Annotated in this window: 17 protein-coding genes and 1 riboswitch; of the genes, 10 read left to right on the forward strand and 7 right to left on the reverse strand. The window is 67.9% G+C overall.

Annotated elements, in window-relative coordinates:
- Window positions 1–139: 139 nt before the first annotated feature.
- The 3 genes from ribB to ribD are packed head-to-tail and all read right to left on the reverse strand — an operon-like array spanning window position 140 to window position 3499.
- A complete protein-coding gene (gene ribB, locus FFS20_RS03150) occupies window positions 140–1465 on the reverse strand; it encodes a 3,4-dihydroxy-2-butanone-4-phosphate synthase (RefSeq protein ID WP_137824488.1) in 1326 nt (441 codons plus the stop codon).
- Window positions 1458–2468 carry a riboflavin synthase gene (locus FFS20_RS03155; RefSeq protein ID WP_249356556.1) on the reverse strand — a complete coding sequence of 337 codons (1011 nt, stop codon included), beginning with the start codon at window positions 2466–2468 and terminating at the stop codon, window positions 1458–1460. Before FFS20_RS03155 ends, ribB begins: the two co-directional genes overlap by 8 nt.
- Entirely contained in the window at window positions 2465–3499 is a 1035-nt protein-coding gene (gene ribD / locus FFS20_RS03160; RefSeq protein ID WP_249356561.1) for a bifunctional diaminohydroxyphosphoribosylaminopyrimidine deaminase/5-amino-6-(5-phosphoribosylamino)uracil reductase RibD, read from the reverse strand. The genes FFS20_RS03155 and ribD overlap by 4 nt, the downstream gene beginning before the upstream one ends.
- 111 nt (window positions 3500–3610) lie before the next feature.
- A riboswitch (FMN riboswitch) is annotated at window positions 3611–3740 on the reverse strand.
- A gap of 170 nt (window positions 3741–3910) precedes the next feature.
- Between ribD and FFS20_RS03165 the strand changes: the two genes are divergently transcribed.
- The 5 genes from FFS20_RS03165 (at window position 3911) to FFS20_RS03185 (ending at window position 10040) form a co-directional block, all read left to right on the forward strand.
- Window positions 3911–4426, forward strand: coding sequence for a MarR family transcriptional regulator (locus tag FFS20_RS03165; RefSeq protein WP_137824489.1), 516 nt, complete (start codon window positions 3911–3913; stop codon window positions 4424–4426).
- Window positions 4423–5727, forward strand: coding sequence for an MFS transporter (locus FFS20_RS03170; protein WP_137824490.1), 1305 nt, complete (start codon window positions 4423–4425; stop codon window positions 5725–5727). The genes FFS20_RS03165 and FFS20_RS03170 overlap by 4 nt, the downstream gene beginning before the upstream one ends.
- Window positions 5728–5930: 203 nt before the next feature.
- Entirely contained in the window at window positions 5931–6503 is a 573-nt protein-coding gene (locus tag FFS20_RS03175) for a DUF805 domain-containing protein (RefSeq protein ID WP_137824491.1), read from the forward strand.
- 440 nt (window positions 6504–6943) lie between these two features.
- Window positions 6944–7783, forward strand: coding sequence for an ATP-binding cassette domain-containing protein (locus FFS20_RS03180; protein ID WP_137824492.1), 840 nt, complete (start codon window positions 6944–6946; stop codon window positions 7781–7783).
- 79 nt (window positions 7784–7862) lie between these two features.
- A complete protein-coding gene (locus FFS20_RS03185) occupies window positions 7863–10040 on the forward strand; it encodes a YhgE/Pip domain-containing protein (protein ID WP_137824493.1) in 2178 nt (725 codons plus the stop codon).
- A gap of 158 nt (window positions 10041–10198) precedes the next feature.
- On the opposite strand, the gene FFS20_RS03190 is transcribed toward FFS20_RS03185, so the two are convergent.
- Window positions 10199–10921 (reverse strand): AAA family ATPase, encoded by a 723-nt coding sequence (locus FFS20_RS03190; RefSeq protein WP_171006959.1) that lies wholly within the window; start codon window positions 10919–10921, stop codon window positions 10199–10201.
- A 47-nt stretch (window positions 10922–10968) separates the two neighbouring features.
- A complete protein-coding gene (locus tag FFS20_RS03195; protein ID WP_137824495.1) occupies window positions 10969–11568 on the reverse strand; it encodes a LysE/ArgO family amino acid transporter in 600 nt (199 codons plus the stop codon).
- A 69-nt stretch (window positions 11569–11637) separates the two neighbouring features.
- On the opposite strand from FFS20_RS03195, the gene FFS20_RS03200 reads away from it, so the two are divergent.
- Window positions 11638–12633, forward strand: coding sequence for an ArgP/LysG family DNA-binding transcriptional regulator (locus FFS20_RS03200; protein ID WP_137824496.1), 996 nt, complete (start codon window positions 11638–11640; stop codon window positions 12631–12633).
- Window positions 12634–12714: 81 nt separating this feature from the next.
- Here the strand turns inward: FFS20_RS03200 and FFS20_RS03205 are convergent, their stop codons facing one another.
- Window positions 12715–13296: a TetR/AcrR family transcriptional regulator gene (locus FFS20_RS03205; RefSeq protein WP_137824497.1), complete on the reverse strand. Its 582-nt coding sequence runs from the start codon at window positions 13294–13296 to the stop codon at window positions 12715–12717.
- A gap of 100 nt (window positions 13297–13396) precedes the next feature.
- On the opposite strand from FFS20_RS03205, the gene FFS20_RS03210 reads away from it, so the two are divergent.
- From FFS20_RS03210 to FFS20_RS03225, 4 genes are all read left to right on the forward strand, one after another.
- Window positions 13397–13870: a hypothetical protein gene (locus FFS20_RS03210; RefSeq protein WP_137824498.1), complete on the forward strand. Its 474-nt coding sequence runs from the start codon at window positions 13397–13399 to the stop codon at window positions 13868–13870.
- 56 nt (window positions 13871–13926) lie between these two features.
- On the forward strand, window positions 13927–14208 hold the full coding sequence (locus FFS20_RS03215; protein WP_137824499.1) for a type II toxin-antitoxin system prevent-host-death family antitoxin: 282 nt from the start codon (window positions 13927–13929) through the stop codon (window positions 14206–14208).
- Window positions 14205–14600, forward strand: a complete 396-nt coding sequence (locus FFS20_RS03220) for a type II toxin-antitoxin system VapC family toxin (protein WP_137824500.1) — start codon at window positions 14205–14207, stop codon at window positions 14598–14600. Before FFS20_RS03215 ends, FFS20_RS03220 begins: the two co-directional genes overlap by 4 nt.
- 151 nt (window positions 14601–14751) lie before the next feature.
- The gene (locus FFS20_RS03225) at window positions 14752–16857 is read left to right on the forward strand and encodes a RecQ family ATP-dependent DNA helicase (RefSeq protein ID WP_137824501.1); all 2106 of its coding nucleotides are present in this window, start codon (window positions 14752–14754) and stop codon (window positions 16855–16857) included.
- A gap of 16 nt (window positions 16858–16873) precedes the next feature.
- Here FFS20_RS03225 and FFS20_RS03230 read toward each other — a convergent pair whose 3' ends face one another.
- Window positions 16874–17641, reverse strand: coding sequence for a VOC family protein (locus FFS20_RS03230; RefSeq protein WP_137824502.1), 768 nt, complete (start codon window positions 17639–17641; stop codon window positions 16874–16876).
- Between the last annotated feature and the right edge of the window lie 63 nt (window positions 17642–17704).

The following is a 17704-nucleotide window of genomic DNA, read 5'->3' on the forward strand; positions in this document are numbered from 1 at the left end:
CAAGTCGTGAGTCGACACGTCGTGAGCCGAAAGGTTGCGGTTCGGGCCGGTGGTGAACCGGCTGGTGGTGAGTCGGGTCAGTGGTCGATGGGTGGGCCGCTGCCGCGCCGACGACGGCGCGGTGCAGGTGCGTGGGCGCTCAGCACGCGAGGTGGAGCGTGTGGTGCATGCGGGTGCGCTTCGTCTCGAGGTACTTCGAGTTCTCCGGCCGCGCGGGGATCTCGAGCGGCACGACCGCCTCGACGGTGATCCCGAGGTCGGCCAGCGCCTGCGTCTTCGCCGGATTGTTCGTCAGCAGACGGATCCGGGTCAGCCCCATCTCGGTGAGGATCGCCGCGGCCGCCCGGTAGTCCCGGGCGTCGTCGCTGAGCCCCAGTTCGAGGTTGGCATCGACGGTGTCGAGCCCCGAGTCCTGGAGGGCGTAGGCGCGGATCTTGTTGCGCAGTCCGATCCCACGGCCCTCGTGTCCGGTGAGGTAGATGACCGCCCCGCCGTCCTCGGCGATCGTCTGCAGCGCCTGATCGAGCTGCTCACCACAGTCGCAACGATGCGACCCGAAGACATCCCCGGTCAGGCACTCCGAATGGACGCGCACGAGGGGAGCGGGGCTCTCCGACTCATCCGCGGGGCCGTCGATGTCGAGTCCGGTGTAGACGCCGAGGTGGTCGAGCCCGTCGACGGTGAATGCCCGTGCCGTGAAACGGCCGTAGCGCGTCGGCAGCGGGACCTCTTGGGAGGCCTCCGCGGTCGTTTCGGGGCCGACCGGCCCGAGCCCCACAGGTCCGACCTCGGCCGACGCGGCAGCCGGACCGTCGGCGTCCTCGCCATCCTCGTCGAGGTAGGCGATGAGCTGTTCGATCGAGACCATGACGAGGCCGTGCGCATCGGCGAACTCGCGGAGGGCGTCGAAGCGCATCATCGAGCCGTCGTCGTGGACCACCTCGGCGATCATCGACACCGGACGGGCCCCGGCGAGGCGCGCGAACTCGACGCCGGCCTCGGTGTGACCGGGCCGCTCACGGACTCCGCCGTCCTTCGCCACGAGCGGGAAGACATGACCGGGGCGGGTGATCGCGGCAGGGTCGGGGGTCTCGGCGGCGAGCACCCGGCCGGTCAGCGCACGTTCGGCCGCGCTGATGCCCGTCGTCACTCCGACGGCGTCGCAGCTGATCGTGTACGCCGTGCCCTTGGGGTCCTCGTTCGCAGCGACCATGGGCGGCAGGTCGAGCGCGGCCGCCCGTGCGGCCGTCATCGGGGCGCAGACGACGCCCGAGCTGTGCCGCACGATGAAGCCCATCGTCGCCGCGTCGGCGAACTCCGCGGCGATGATGAGGTCGCCTTCGTTCTCGCGGTCCTCGTCATCGACGACGACGATCGGGCGGCCCGCGGCGATCTCGGCGATCGCGCGGGAGATCGTGTCGAGCCCGGCGGTGGGCTCGCCGAGCGGTGCAACGGTCTCAGTCATGATCGGCTCCTTGTGGTGCAGGGGTGGTGACAGGGATGGGATTGCTCATCGACGGCGCCGAGGCGACCGGTGGTTCCGTGGTGGCCGCGGTGTCTGCGGACGCAGTCGTCGCAAGCGGCCGGGGCGTCGAAGCGTCAGGGGCGGTGAAGGAGAGGAGTCGCGCGGCGTACTTCGCGATGACGTCGACCTCGACGTTGACAGGGTCGCCGACCTGGAGACGGCCGAACGTCGTGTGCGACAGCGTCGCCGGGATGAGGCCGACCTCGACCCAGGCGCGCGGGGTGCCCTCACCGTCCGAGATGCCGTCCTCAGCGTGAACACTCTCTGCGTGAACACCGGCCGCAGGCGGGACGGCCTCGGAGACCGCCGTGAGAGTGAGGGAGACGCCGTTGAGCGCGATCGAGCCCTTGACCGCCGTCAGCGGTGCGAGGTGGGCGGGGATGCCGATGCGCAGGGTCGTCCACTCGGCGTGGTCGGTGCGGGCGATGACCTCGCCGAGGCCGTCGACATGGCCCTGGACGATGTGCCCGTCGAAGCGACCGGCCGCCGGGGTGCAGCGCTCCAGGTTGACTGGGTCGCCGGGAGTCAGCGCACCGAGCCCGGTCAGCCGCAGGGTCTCACCCATCACCTCGGCGACGAAGGTGCCCTGCCCCGAAGCCGAGGTCTCTGAGGCGGCGGGCTCCGCGCCCACGGACACGACGGGCTCCGCAGCCGCGGCCTCACCCGCAGACACGGCGTCGCCTCCGCCCGCGGCCTCGCCCCCGGCTGAGCCGACGTCGCCTCCGGCGGTCGGTTCGACGACCGAGGTCAGGCACACGCCGTTGACGGCGAGCGATCCGCCTGGCGGCAGATCGGCGACGACGTCACCGGCGGCGATGGTGAGCACTGCCGAGTCCTCGTGTGTGGTGAGGTCGACGACGGTGCCGATGCCCTCGATGATTCCGGTGAACACGGGTTCCTCCTGTGGTCGAAACGGGTGGTGGACGGCGAGCGGGGCGCTCATGGGCTGCTCGTCGTGAAGTGGAGAAGGACGTCGGGCCCGAGCACGGACACCGCCGGGACCGCGGTGTCGTCGGGGATGAGCCCGACCGCCTCGGTGAGGGTGGGGATGTCGAGCCCGCGGATGCCAGGCAGGCCCTCCCCGAGGAGGAGCGGAGCCTGATAGCAGTACACCTCGTCGACGACGCCGGCGGAGAAGAACGCACCGAGCACCTGCGGCCCGCCCTCGATGAGGAGGTGCCGGATTCCGCGGGCGGTGAGCTCGGCGAGCACGACCTCGACCTCGCGGGTGCGCACGTGGATGGTGGCGGGGTTGGTCGCCAGCGATGAGTCGGGTGCGAGGTCGCGCAGGCCCATGACGACGGGGATCGGCTGCGGGTCGAGGAGCTCCCCGTCCTCGTCGCGGGCGCTCAGCCGCGGATCGTCGTCGGCCGCCGTGCCGGTGCCGACGAGGATCGCGTCGACCTCGGTGCGCAGACTGTGCGAATGGATCCGGGAGGCCGCCGAGGTGATCCACCGGCTCGTGCGATCCGCGGCGGCGACCTTCCCGTCGAGGCTCTGGGCGATCTTCGCCGTGACGAACGGACGCCGCTGCGCCGTCGCCGCTCGCCAGCGGGCGTTGAGGTCGGCCGACTCCTCGCTGCCGAGGCCCGAGCGGACCCGGACCCCCGCCTCGGCGAGGATGGCCCCACCGCCCCCGGCGGGTTCGGTCGTGTCGGGGAGCGCAAAGACGACGTCGGGGATGCCGGCATCGAGGATCGCCTGCGTGCACGGCCCGGTCCGACCGGTGTGCGCGCACGGTTCGAGCGTGACGAACAGCGTCGAGGTGGTCAGATCGATGCCGTGACGCTTCGCCGTGGTGATCGCGTCGACTTCGGCATGCGGGGTGCCGGCGCCGAGGTGGCGGCCGGTGACGATCTGCCCGTCGGCGGCGCGGACGGCGGCCCCCACCAGGGGGTTCGCGCCGCGGCGTCCGTCGCGGGCAGCGGTGAGTGCGGCGGACATCGCCGCGTGGTCGTGGGCGGGTGCGCCCATGAGAAAACCTCCCGAGCCGATGCCGGGAGGGAGGAGCGTGCGGGTGCAGCCATCGCGGTTCGCGGGCGTCTGCGTGGTGCGCTTGCCAGCGCTGACACGACGACCGCGGTCGCCATGTTCCTCCCATCCAGACTCTTACTGTCGGTCTCGGAATCTCACCGAGTCAGCCGATCGCGTTCGACGCGTTCGGGTCGCGGACTGTCACCGCCGGCACGGAATTTCACCGTCCCCGGAACATGTTGGGATCAGGCTAGCACGCCGCCGATCGGCGGTCCTATGGCGTCCGTCACGTGGACCGGGCCCGCGGAGCGGTGGTGCCGACCTCTCGCCGAGGCGGTGGTGCGGGAAAGCGCAGTCACGTGCCGTGGGACGAGGTTGCATATAAATATAACCTAGGTATATACATGAGTTATGGAAGATGTGGATCCCGAGGAGATCGTCAAAGGTCTCGTCGTCGTCTCCTCACGCCTGACCAGGGCGTTCAGGAGGCTCATCGGCAATGAGAGTGAACTCGTCACTCTGCGCGCCCTCGCTGTCGTCGAGCAGTATCAGCCCGTGCGCGTCGGTCACTTCGCGCAGGGCTACCTCAGCTCGCAGCCGGCCGCGACGAAACTTCTCGCGCGGCTCGAGGACGACGGGCTCGTCGTCAGAGAGGCGAGTCCCACCGATCGCCGGGCGTCGCAGTTCTCGCTCACGGACGAAGGTCGGGCCAGGCTCGCGGTCAACCGCGAGATCATGGTCGACCAGATGGTGCCTTACTTCGAGGCGCTCACCCCTGAGGACCGACTCAGCGTGCACCGGGCGCTGCGACTCGTCGGCGACTACCTGCGCAATGAGCACCCTGTCGACACCGACGACGCCCCCGACGGATCCCCATCAGCCGACATCAGCACCACCAACGGAAAGGACGCACGGTCGAAGAGATGAGAGCAGCAGACGGAGACACCACACAGGACGAAGCGAAGCAGGGATCCATCCTGCGCCAACCGAAAGCGGTGTGGGCGGTGGTGTTCGCGTGCATCATCGCGTTCATGGGCATCGGCCTCGTCGACCCCATCCTTCCCGCCATCTCACGTGAACTCGATGCCAGCCCGGCGCAGTCGATGCTGCTCTTCACGAGCTACCTCTTCATCACCGGCGGCATGATGTTCTTCACGAGCTTCATCTCCTCGCGCATCGGTGCGAAGACGACGCTGCTCATCGGACTCATCCTCATCGTCGCGTTCTCCGCGCTCGCCGGTCTCTCCGGCAGCGTCGACCAGATCATCGGCTTCCGCGCCGGATGGGGTCTGGGCAATGCGCTCTTCATCTCCACCGCTCTGGCCACCGTCGTCGGGGCCGCCGCGGGCGGTGCGGACAAGGCGATCATCCTCTACGAGGCTGCGCTCGGCGTCGGCATCGCCACCGGTCCGCTGCTCGGCGGCGTCCTCGGCGGAATCTCCTGGCGCGGACCGTTCTTCGGCACCGCAGTGCTCATGGCCATCGGCTTCATCGCCATCCTCATCCTGCTGCCGAACTCGAAGACCGGCGGGCAGGCGCTCCAGACCTCACGTGAGCCGGTCAGGCTGAGCGCGACCTTCCGTGCGCTCGCCCACCCCGGAGTCGGCGTCGTCGCCGTCGCCGCACTGCTCTACAACTTCGGCTTCTTCATCCTCCTCGCCTACAGCCCGTTCCCGGTCGAGGCAGCCGCCGCGGCCGCCGGCATCGAGAACTTCGGAGCGATGGGCCTCGGCTACGTGTTCTTCGGGTGGGGCATCTGCCTGGCGATCACCTCGGTGTTCGGCGCACCCCTGCTCACGCATCGCCTGCGGCGGCGCAAGAGCCTCATCACCGCTCTCATCGTCCTCGCCGTGCTCCTCGTCGTCATGTCGTTCCTCGCCGAGTCGTTCATCGGGCTGATCATCTGCGTCATCGTCGCCGGACTCATCCTCGGCGTGCTCAACACGGTGTTCACAGAATCGGCCATGGAGGTCAGTGATCTCCCGCGGCCGGTGGCCTCGGGCTCGTACTCGGGTGTGCGGTTCCTCGGCGGTGCGGTCGCCCCGATCGTCGCCGGCGCCGTCTCCGAATCGCTGGGTGCAGGCTCTCCTTACCTCTTCGGCGCTGCGGCGGTCGTGCTCTCGATCCTCGTGCTCGCCTTCGGGTGGAAGGCGCTGCGCCGGATCGACGGCCACATCGACGAATCCCCCGTCGATGAGGCCTACGCCATCACCGGCGGAGACGCCTGACCCCTCGCAGTTCCCGGACGGTGCATGCCGTCGTCGCCCGTCACCGGAGAGGCCACCGCTGCCTCTCGGGTGACGGGCGACGGCTGTCTGTGGCAGATCCGAAACACGATTTCTCCGTCATTCATCGCAGTCAGGTGTAAGAATGGTGAGAACAAGGCGCCCGTCACCGTGGCGGCGCTTCACCCCTCGACCAGGAAGCCATCATGACTTACGACGCGAACAACGCCTACGGGTCCGGTGCGGAGAATGCTCCCGGCGCCGGATACGGACCGGGAGCTGCCTTCGGAGCCGACCTCGATGGCGCCAAGAGCCCCGACGATCTGTCCCGCCCCCTCTACGGAGCCACTTTCGGCCAGGCCGTCCGTCGCTTCTGGAAGAAGTTCTCGGTCTTCTCGGGCCGGGCTTCGCGCAGCGAGTACTGGTTCGCCTACCTGTTCCAGGCGCTCGTCATGCTCATTCCGGCAATCCTCTGGACCGTCGGCCTGTCGATGGTGGCGGCGACGGCGGCGAGCAGTTCGTACTCGCCCTACGGCACGCCGACGGCCGAGCCGAATCCGGCTGGCTCCACGCTGGCCCTGATCGGTGCCATACTCGTCGTCATCATCGCCCTGGCGTTCCTCGTCCCCAACCTGGCGATCAGCTGGCGGCGACTCCACGATGCCAACCTCGCCGGACCGTTCTGGTTCCTCAACCTCATTCCCAGCGTCGGCAGCCTCATCGTCCTCGTGCTGATGATTCTGCCGTCGAAGCCGGAAGGTCGACGCTTCGACACGTGAGCGTGATCCGGTTTCGCCGAGCGGCCGGTCTGCGCAGGATTCATCCTGCGCAGACCGGCCGCTTCGCTGTGTCGGGCCTCGGCTGCGGTGTTCAGGCACAGCCGGTGCATTCGGGTGGATCGCCTCGCCGCGCGTCGGTTGCGGCAGCTATCGCCGGCACCCACCGCTCGAGCCATCTCAGGCGTCCACCGCTCGAGCCATCTCAGGCACCCACCGGCTCGAGTGTGTCCTTGAAGACATCTGCCCGCATGATCTGGCCGATTCCCAGGTTCGAGTCGTATAGTTACTTACTGGTAACATTCCGCGGCTGCATCCGCCGCACCAATCGCCATAGAGCCAAGGCCGCATGTTTGCCGTAATGTGCTGACAAGCAGGCAGCGCGGTCCGCTGGCATCGGCATGATCGAATGACGCTTGCGAGACATGTGAGGGAGCAGGACAATGCAGAGCGATTCGCACACGCTCGCGGCCCCGACCGAGGTCGACCGTGCGGCAGTGACCCTGCGCGACTGGGGGATGTCGGGCAAGCAGGGCCCGGTGTTCTCCGACATCGACCTCACCGTCGCCAGCGGATCGCTGGCGATCATCCGCGGAGCGGCGGGCTCCGGCAAGACCTCGCTGCTGCTGTCGATCGCAGGACGGATGCGCGTCGACTCCGGTGAGGGCCACGTCTTCGACCTCAACATCCGCAGACAGGCCCGCGCGGTCCGCGAAACCGTGTCGATCGGGCACGTCGCCGGACTGACGGACCTCGAGAACGACTTCACGGTCGCCCAGCACATCGCCGAACGCCTCATCATGCTCCAGCCCTGGTACAAGCCGTGGGTGTCGAAGAAGTCCCTGCGGGAGGTCATCGACGTCATCAGGGAGACCTTCGACTCCGCCACCGAGGTGATCGGCCGCCTCCCGAAGGACACGTTCACCTCGAGTGACGCCAAGAGCGCTGACTTCCTCGTCGACGCCGACGGTGACACCTTCGTCTCCGAACTCAGCGAGCTGCAGAAGTTCCTCCTCGAGTTCGGGCTCGCCTCCCTGGCCCAGAAGCCCGTCATCGTCATCGACAACATCGACTTCCTCCGGGAACGTGAGGACCGTGCCCGCGCATGGGCCGCTCTCCTCATCTACCAAGAGCTGCGCCGGGAGCGGGACCCGGAGAAGCCGCTGACGCTCATCGTCACGTGCGAGGATTCCTCGGACATCGATCTCGCCTTCGACCAGCTCTCCACCCAGGTGCATCCCGCCTCGGTGACCGAACTCAACCTGACCCCGCAATCCTCCTGACCTCAGCTCCATAGACCCGGCAGGCCCCGGTCTGCGCTCGACCTTCGGCACCACAGATTCTTGTGAAGGTGATTCTTCGATGTTCTCCCTCCCCTGGCTCGAACTCACTCGGTTCAAACGTCACACGATCACGCGTCTGGCGATGATCGTCGTCGCCGTCATTCCCGCGATCTACGGCGGGCTCTACCTGGCGTCGAACTGGTCGCCGACGGACAACATCGACCGACTCCAGGCCGCTGTCGTCAACGAGGACACCGGTGCGGAGAAGCCGGACTCCGACGGTGAGCGGCTCAATGCCGGCGACGAACTCGTCGACAAGATCACCCCGAAGGGCGAAGGCGGCTTCGACTGGCAGGAGACCTCGCTGCAGGAAGCCAATGAGGGGCTCGCCGACGGCACGTACTTCGCGATCCTCGAGATCCCCTCGAACTTCTCGCAGCGCCTCGTCTCCACCGGCGGTGACGACCCCGAGCAGGCGGGACTCGAACTGCGCACCGATGATGCCCATAACTTCATCGTCGGGCAGCTCGCGGGCACGGTGCTCTCCGAGATCAAGGCGGGACTCAACGAGACGACGACGGCCGAGTACGTCTCCCAGGTCTACGTCGGCTTCAACGACATCCAGTCCTCCATGGTCAAAGCCGCCGACGGCGCCTCCGACCTCCACGACGGCGCCGTCGAACTCCACGACGGGTCGGGCAAGCTCGCGAAGGGCGCGCACGATCTCGACAAGGGAGTCGGCGATCTCCAGAAGGGGATCGGGGACCTCGACGACGGCGCGGGCAAGCTCGCGAAGGGTGCTGGGGACCTCGAGAACGGTGCCGACACGCTCGCCACGGGCACGGGAGATGCCGAGACCGGAGCGAAGAAGCTTGCGAAGGGCGCCGGTCAGGTCGCTGACGGCACGAGCCAGCTGCGCGGCGTCGCCGACGATGCGACCGACAAGGCGGAGGATCTCAAGGGCAAGGCCGACGACCTCGTCGAGAGCGCCCGACCGAAGCTCGACGATGCGGAGAAGGATTTCGAAACCGCGCGGACCTCGGTCCGCGGTGACGTCGCCGATCGCATCGACCAGCTGGAGAAGGACTACCCGGACGATCCGAACGTCCAGAAGCTCGCCGAGGAGGTCGGCACCTTGGGCGACGACCTCGACTCCGCGCACGAGCGGGCGTCGAAGGCCGCCGATGACGCGCGTGGGTTGGAGAAGCCGGTCAAGGATGCCGTCGACGGGGTGATGCAGAAGATCCGGGACGCTGACAAGAAGATCGGCGAGCTCGACGACGGGGCGCAGCAGGTCGCCGACGGTGCCGACGATCTCCACTCCGGTCTCGTCAAGCTCGACAAGGGCGCCAATGACCTCGCCAAGGGTGCCGGCGACCTTCATGACGGCGCCGTCGCACTCAAAGACGGGACGGCGAAGGCGAAGGACGGTGTCGGCCAGCTCAAGGACGGGTCGTCCCAGCTCGCGAAGGGCGCGACCGATCTCGATGAGGGTGCGGGCAAGCTCGACGACGGTTCGGGGGAGCTCGCCGACCAGCTGACGAAGGGCGCCGAGCAGATCCCGACGTATGACAAGCAGGATCGTGAGAAGCGCTCCGATGTCGTTGCGGTGCCCGTCGACGCCGACAAGGTGAAGAACAATGCGGTGGGTACATACGGCGAGGGACTGGCCGCGTTCTTCATCTCACTGGCCCTGTGGATCGGCGGCATGATCACCTACATGGTGCTCAACGCGATTCCGTACCGTGCGCTCGCCTCGACGGCGAAGTCGAACCGCATCGCCTGGGCCGGCTACGTTCCGGGTCTCCTCTTCGGCATCGCGCAGGTCGCCGTGCTCTACGGCGTGCTGTGGTTCGCCCTGGACTTCTCGGCCGGCGCGTGGCTGGGCACCCTGGTGTTCTCGATCCTCATCGCGGCGAGCTTCCACGCCGTCCACCAGCTCTGCGTGGCCGCCCTCGGCGGTGTCGGCAGGCTCATCGCGCTCGTCCTGCTGATGATCCAGATCGCCTCGGCGGGAGGCACCTACCCGGTGCAGACGGCACCGGAGATCTTCCAGATCATCTCGCCGTTCCTGCCGATGACCTACGCCGTGACGGGTCTGCGCACGCTCATCGCCGGCGGGGACATGATCATCGCCGTGCAGTCAGCGGCCGTGCTCCTGCTCATGACGGGGATCTGTCTGCTCGCGACCGTCCTCGTGTGCAGCCGCAAACGGATGGTCACCCTCACGCAGCTCCACCCGAGCCTGTCGCTCTGAGGCGACAGGCCGCGGTGAGGCAGGCCGCGGCACGCCAAACCGCGGTGCGCCAGACGGCGGTGCGCCAAACTGCGGGAACCTCGACCGCGGCCTCAGGCGACCGTCGCACTGACCAGCGCCCGTCCGCTCGAGCCAGGTCTGCTTCGCCACCCGGCGTCTCACTCCTCGTCGAAGTACCGGGTGTACCTTCTCGGCTCGTCGAGGAAGCGGCGCCAGTGCGCGACCATGTCGAGGTCGTCCCAGGTCGAGTCCCGTATGCCCCACTCGCCGAGTTCGACGAGTCGGGCGCCCTCGGCGCTCGCGAGGATGGGGGAGTGGGTGGCCATGACCGTCTGCAGTCCGGCCCGTTCACGCTGCCGGATGAGCTGGAGCAGCGTGAGCGAGGACGTGAATGACAACGCGCTCTCGGGCTCATCGAGGATCCACAGACCGAAGTCGAGGAATGTGCCCTTCAGCGTGTCGACGAACGTCTCGCCGTGTGACCGTTGGGAGAGCTCGAAGCCGCGCGGCGCGCCGATCTCCATGAGGTGCGCCATGCTCTCGTGCATCGTCTCGGCACGGAGGAAGAAGCCCTGCCGATTCGTCGTCGCACCCTTGATGATCTGCAGGTGCTCCGTGAGCACAGGTGTGTCCTCGGCGTGCTCACGCACCTCCCACGCCGAGCCGCCGCCGTGCGGGAGATCGAGCGCGGTGGCGATCGCCTCGATGATCGTCGACTTCCCCGCACCGTTCTCGCCGACGAAGATCGTCGTCGCCTCGAACTCGAACCCCGCGAGGAGATCACCGACCGCCGGGATGTCGGCCAGCCAGTCGGGCAGCTGCGGTGGGGAGTGCGCGTGCGCGGCGACCGACCGCAGCGGGAGGGAGACTCGGGGATCCATGGCACCGAGGGTAGCGCGAACACCTGACACGACCGCCTCGGCGAGGATCAGCCGAGCGCGAGCCGCACGGCGAGGATGACGAGGACGACGGCGATGATGACGTCGAGAACCTGCCACACCCGCGGTCGCGCGAGCCAGCCCGACAGCGCCCGGGCACCGAGGCCGATGCCGAGGAACCACGTGATCGACCCGACCATCGCCCCGAGCGTGAACGGCAGCACGCCGCCGGGGCCCTGCTGGTTGGCGAGGTTGCCGAGCATGACGACGGTGTCGAGGTAGACGCCGGGATTGAGGAACGTCAGGGCGAGCGTCGTCGCGATGACCCCGCGCAGGCCGCGCTGCTCGGTGTCGGCCCGCAGCCCGGTCGCCTCGCGGGCCGATCGCAGGCTCGTCCACGCGAACCACAGGAGGTAGGCCACCCCGAGCCAGCGGAGGATCTCGAGCGCCCACGGTGCCAGCAGGACGATCGCGCCGATCCCCACCGACCCCGCCCCGATGAGGAGGACGTCGGCGAGGATGCAGATCGTGAGGACGACGCCGAGGTGCTCGCGACGGATCCCCTGCCGCAGCACGAGTGCGTTCTGCGGCCCGACGGCGATGATGAGCGACCAGCCTGCGAGGAGACCGCTGAGTGCGTGAGTGACCATATCGCCAGAGTAGGACGATCGGCGAGTGAAGAAAAACAAAACAATCTACATCTGATGCAGAATATCTTCATGAACCTCGATCACGTCAGAGGACTTGCCGCCGCCGTCGACGAAGGCACCGTCGAAGGCGGCGCGTATGTCCTCGGCATCACCGCCTCGGCGGCGAGCCAGCGCATCCGCGCCCTCGAATCCCGGCTCGGCCAGGTCCTCCTCCGGCGGTCCAACCCCGTCACCGTCACCGAGGCGGGCGCCGCGGTCCTCCGCTACGCGCGCCAGGTCGAACTCCTCGAATCCGAGGCGATGGACCGCCTCCACGGCATCGCCGTCGACGCTCCTGACGGCATCGGCACCGGTGAGGCCGGGGCGCGGCGGGAGCCGACCGTGCTGCGCATCGGAGTCAACGCCGACTCGCTCGCCACGTGGTTCCGTCCGATCTTCGCCGAGGCGGCCACGTGGGACGATGCCGTCCTGCGGCTCGTCGTCGCCGACCAGGACAAACTCCTGCCGCTGCTGACGTCGGGGGAGGTGCTCGGGACGATCACCTCGGCGGCCTCGAGTCCGTACGGCACCCGCGTCGAACGGCTCGGCACCATGCGCTACCTCGCCGTCGCGGCCCCTGGTCTGCTCGCCCGGCACGGCTGGACGGGCACGAGCCCCGCGGAGAAGAATGGCGCGAGCCCCGCGTCGGCGAAGGGGGAAGAGGCGTCGTCGGCGAAAACAGGCGACGGTTCCTTCGCCGAGGTGGACCTTGCGACCCTGCCGATGGTCAACTTCGGCAAGGACGACGACCTCCAGCTCGACTTCCTCCGCCGGCACGGAGTGACGACGATGCCGCCGATGTCGGTGGTGCCGAGCTCGGCGGAGTTCGCCGTCGCCGTGGCCTCCGGTGTGGGCTGGGGGATGATCCCGGTCATGCAGCTGAGCGAGATCGACACCGACCTCGTGCCGATCACCGCCGCCCCGGACGTCGACGTTCCGCTCTACTGGCAGCACTGGAAGCTCGCCTCGGAGCGGCTCTCCCGCCTCACCTCGGCGCTCACCCGCGCTGCCGAGCAGATGCGCTGACGCCGGCGTTTCGGGCGGGGTCAGCCTGTCGGAGGAGGTCAGTGCATCGGGCGGGGCCGGTGCCTCGGGAGAAGCCGTGCCTCAGGCGAGGAGTCGGTCGATGAGCCACTTGATGTTCGCGTGCATCTCGTCGACGGTCATCCGGTCCGGGGAGATGATCGAGTGGAGGCCCATGCCGTCGATCGCGGTGAAGAGGATCGTCGCGGCGCGTCCCACCTCGGCGGGATCGAGGTGCCCTTCGTCGGCGAGGACGCCGAGCCAGCGGTGGAGGCAGTCGTAGGTGATCTCATGGGCGTAGTCGAGCAGCGCCTGCGACCCCTCGCGCGGATTCGGTCCGAGCGCGTTGAAGTGCATCGCCAGCCACAGCTCGAGCTGGGCATCGCGGTGCTCGTGTGTCGTGAGGAACTGCGAGAGCACCTCGTAGAGACGCTCGCGGGGTGGGATGCTCGCGTCCTCGATGCGGAAGTCGCTGATGTTCATCTGCATCGATCGACGGGCGACCTCGATGTAGAGATCGGCCTGGGTCGGGAAGTAGTGGCGCAGCGTCGACGCGCCGATCCCCGCCTCCTTCGCGACCGCGCGCACACTCAGCGTCGTCCTGCGCGGTTCGCCGGTCTCCGCGAGGCGGATCGCGGCCTCGATGATCTCATCGCGTCGGGACATCACCCTCCTCTCTTTCGCCTCACTCTACTCAGCAGGTATAGTACAGTGTACTAGTACGCTGTACTAGGATCATCGAGAACCCGCGAGAACGGAGCACACCATGATCGAGAACCTGCAGAACTTCGCCGATTCGTTCCCCGACTGGCTGCAATGGCTGGGCGTCATGCTCGTCTCCGCGATCCCGTTCGTCGAGTCGTACTTCGGCTCGGTCATCGGCGTCGCCATCGGACTGAGCCCGGTCGTCGCGATCCTCGTCGCCGTCATCGGCAACGTCGTCTCGATGCTCGCGTTCGTCTACGGTGCGGGCGCGATCCGCGACAGGGCGACGAAGAACAGGGAGAAGGCCACCTCGCCGAGGCGGCAGCGGCTCAAGCGCATGTTCGACAAGTTCGGCGTCCCCGGCGTCTCCCTGCTCGGCCAGACGGTCCTGCCCTCGCAGATCACGTCGATGGCGATGGTGAGCTTCGGCGCCAACCGCAACGTCGTCGCGTTCTGGCAGATCATCTCGATCATCCTCTGGGGCGTCCTCTTCGGTGTGCTCGCGACCCTCGGCATCAACGCCGCGTTGCGGTGATGGGCCGCCGAGGCGGACCTTCACTGAGCTTGTAGCACTGGTGCTACAATTTGCTGATGAATGCAGAGGGAGTGCAGGCTGAAAGCCTTTCGCAGCGTGAGCTGCGCAATGAGTCCGGGAGGGTCCTTCGCGCGGTCAGTGAAGGGCATTCGTTCGTGCTGACCAATCGGGGTGTGCCGGTTGGGCGCATCGTTCCGTTGGACGCTCCTGCTCCTCGGCTGACGATCGCTCGACCGGCTAGAAGAGTGGGTGGCTGGACTGCGCGTGATCGCCGGCCGTCGAGCGACAACCGCGTCATGACGGAGATCATTGACGAGCTCCGTGAGGAGCGTCTGTGAGCGACCCGTCGATCGTCTACGTTGACACCTCTGCACTCGGGGCTCTTCTAGTGGCTCAGCCGGAGTCGGACGCTCTGGTCGGCTGGCTGAATGGAACCTCAGCAGAACTCGTGTCGAGCGACCTGGTCGAAACCGAACTGCGTCGAATGGCCGTGCGAGAGGAGCGCGAGCAGGCAGAAGTCTCTGTGCTCCTCGATGGAGTCTCCATCGCCGCTCTCGATCGGGCGGTGTTTCGCTCGGCCGGACTTCTGTCCATGCCGTATCTGCGGACCCTCGATGCGCTGCACCTGGAGGCCGCGCTCCGATTGGATGTCGATGCCCTTCTGACCTATGACAAGCGCCTTGAGGAGGCGGCACGGTCGGTGGGCCTCGAAGTCATTTCGCCCCGCTGACGGGATGATTCCGCGATGCCCTCAGGTCGGCAGAACGGTCATACCCGCCTGACCATTTCGCCGACCCAGTGCGGCAGGACGAGCGGTGTCTGCTGAGTTCTGGATTCCGCTCCGGGCGGGCCGTGTCAGTGCCGGCACCTAGACTGACCCCATGACGGAAACCACGCAGCTCACCGACTTCGACGCCCGCGCGCAGTCCGTCCTCGCGGAGCTGACGAACAACCCCGACGCCCAGTTCCGCGACGGTCAGCTCGAGGCGATCAGCGACCTCGTCGAGGGGCGCAAACGCGTCCTCGTCGTCCAGCGCACCGGGTGGGGCAAGTCCGCGGTCTACTTCGTCGCCACCCGACTGCTGCGCGCCCAGGGTGCGGGGCCGAGCCTCATCATCTCCCCGCTGCTCGCCCTGATGCGCGACCAGATCGCCGCGGCCGGACGTGCCGGAGTCCGGGCGGCGACACTCAACTCCTCGAACGTCACCGAATGGGACGGCGTCCTCGCCGATCTGCGCGCCGGGAGCATCGACGTCCTCCTCGTCTCCCCGGAACGGCTGAACAACCCGCAGTTCCGCGACGAGGTGCTCCCTCAGCTCCTTCAGATCCTCGGGCTCATCGTCGTCGACGAGGCCCACTGCATCTCCGACTGGGGCCATGACTTCCGCCCCGACTACCGCCGGATCGGCCACATCCTCTCCGACCTCACAACCGACACCCCGGTGCTCGCGACGACGGCGACGGCGAACTCCCGCGTCGTCACCGACGTCGCCGAACAGCTCGGCGACGACACCACCGTCGTGCGCGGCGAACTCGCTCGCGATTCGCTGCGCCTCGGCGTCCAACCCGGCCTCGATCCCAGTGCTCGGATCGCGTGGCTGAGCTCCCACCTCGGCGATTTCACGGGATCGGGCATCATCTACACGCTCACGGTCAGCGCGGCCGAGGACATCACCCGCATCCTCCGTGACCAGGGGCATGAGGTGCGCGCGTACACCGGCCGCACCGACGCCGAGGAGCGCGCTGACCTCGAGCAGCAGCTCAAGGACAACCGGCTCAAGGCGCTGGTGGCGACCTCGGCGCTGGGGATGGGCTTCGACAAGCCGGACCTCGGCTTCGTCGTCCACGTCGGGGCGCCGTCCTCGGCCGTCGCCTACTACCAGCAGGTCGGTCGCGCCGGTCGTGCGACGGATTCCGCCGACGTCCTCCTCCTTCCCGGCTCCGAGGACGCCGAGATCTGGGAGTACTTCGCGACCGCGTCGATGCCGAGTCAGGCCGATGCCGATGCCGTCCTCACCGCGCTCGCCGAAGCGGACGGCCCCCTGTCCGTGGCTCGCCTGGAGACGCTCGTCGGGACGAAGCGCACCCGCCTGCAGCTGCTGCTCAAGACCCTCGAGGTCGAGGAGGCCGTGGAGAAGGTCCGCGGCGGATACGTCTCGACCGGTCGAGGATGGACGTATGACCGGGAGCGCTACGAGAAGGTCGCCGAGGTGCGCGCCTTCGAGGCCCAGGCGATGCTCGACTACGAGGCGACGGGGGAGTGCCGGATGGAGTTCCTCATCCGGCAGCTCGACGATCCCGACCCGCAGCGCTGCGGACGCTGCGACAACTGCGCAGGCGTGTGGTGGTCGACGGAGATCTCCGCGGAGACGCAGCGGGAGACCGCCGGAACCCTCCACCGGATCGGCCTGCCGATCGAACCGCGGAGCACGTGGCCCTCGGGGATGGCGAACATCGGCGTCTCCCTCAAGGGCAGGATCCCCGCCGAGGAGCTCGCCGCCGAAGGCCGCGTCATCGCCCGACTCTCCGACCTCGGACAGGGACAGGTGCTGCGGGAGTTCCTCGCCCCCGATGCCCCCGACGCCGACGTGCCTGCGCAGATCGGCCGGTGGTGCCTCGAGGTGCTCGGGCAATGGAACTGGGAGGACCGGCCCGAGGTCGTCGTGTCGATTCCGAGCGCCCGCCGGCCCGAGACGATCCGCTCGCTCGCGGCGAACCTCGCGTCCGCGGGACGTCTGATCGACGGCGGTGAGCTGCTCCAGGTCCACGACCATGGGACGCCCGACGTCAACAGTGCCTTCCGCGTCAAGGACCTCCACGATGCGTTCGTCGTTCCCCCGGAGGTCGCCGAGGCGGTCGCCGGAAAGTCCGTCCTCCTCGTCGACGACGAGATCGTCTCCCGGTGGACGATGGCGATCGCCGCCCGCGCGCTGCGGCAGGCCGGAGCGACCGCGGTGCTCCCGTTCGCGCTCGCGCTGCGGGCGTGAACGGGAGCACTCCGGATCAGAGATCCTGGTGCAGCTGGAACGTCGCTCCCTCGGGGTCGGCGACAGTGGCGACCCTGCCGAACTCCGAATCCATGGGACCGTCGAGCACGGTGCCGCCGAGTTCGACGACCTTCGCCGCGGCGGCGTCGACATCGGCGACGTTGAAGTACGTCCGCCAGTACGAATTCGGGGTCCACTGGCTGGCATCGCAGATGCCGGCGACGGCGGTCTCATTGGCGCCGTAGGTCGCGTACTTGATCTCCTGGCCCTCGACCTCGACGAGTTGGAAGTCGAACGCGTCGACGTAGAACTCGCACGCAGTGTCGTAGTCCGTCGTCATCAGCTCGAACCACACCGGGGTGCCCGGGACGAGCGGCAGTTCGAACCCGGTGAACTGGTCGGACTGCCACATGCCGATCGGGGCGCCGGTGGGATCGACGACAACGGCCATCGAGCCCAGGGGGCCGACCGCCATCGGACCGACGACCGGCGAGGCGCCGTCTGCGGTGGCCTTCGCAAACGTGCCGTCGATGTCACTGGTGTAGAGGTACGTCGACCAGGCGGTCGGCATCGTCGGATCCGGGTTCCCGTCCATCGTCATCGCTCGCATGAACCCACCGACGGGCGCACCGTCCTTGTACGCCTGGTGGTAGTGACCGAAATCGGGTCCCTGGTCGACGATCTCCCACCCGAAGACCTCGGTGTAGAAGTTCTTCATGGCATCGAAGTCCTGGCAGACGTAGTCGATCCAAACCGGCTGTCCTTGACGGGGATTATCAGGCATGGCAGCTCCTCTTCGTGATGCTTCCTGGCGGGTGCGCAGACGGGGGTCGTCTGTTGGAATGAT

It is taken from the genome of Brevibacterium sp. 2SA, assembly GCF_005502845.1.
Lineage (GTDB): Bacteria > Actinomycetota > Actinomycetes > Actinomycetales > Brevibacteriaceae > Brevibacterium.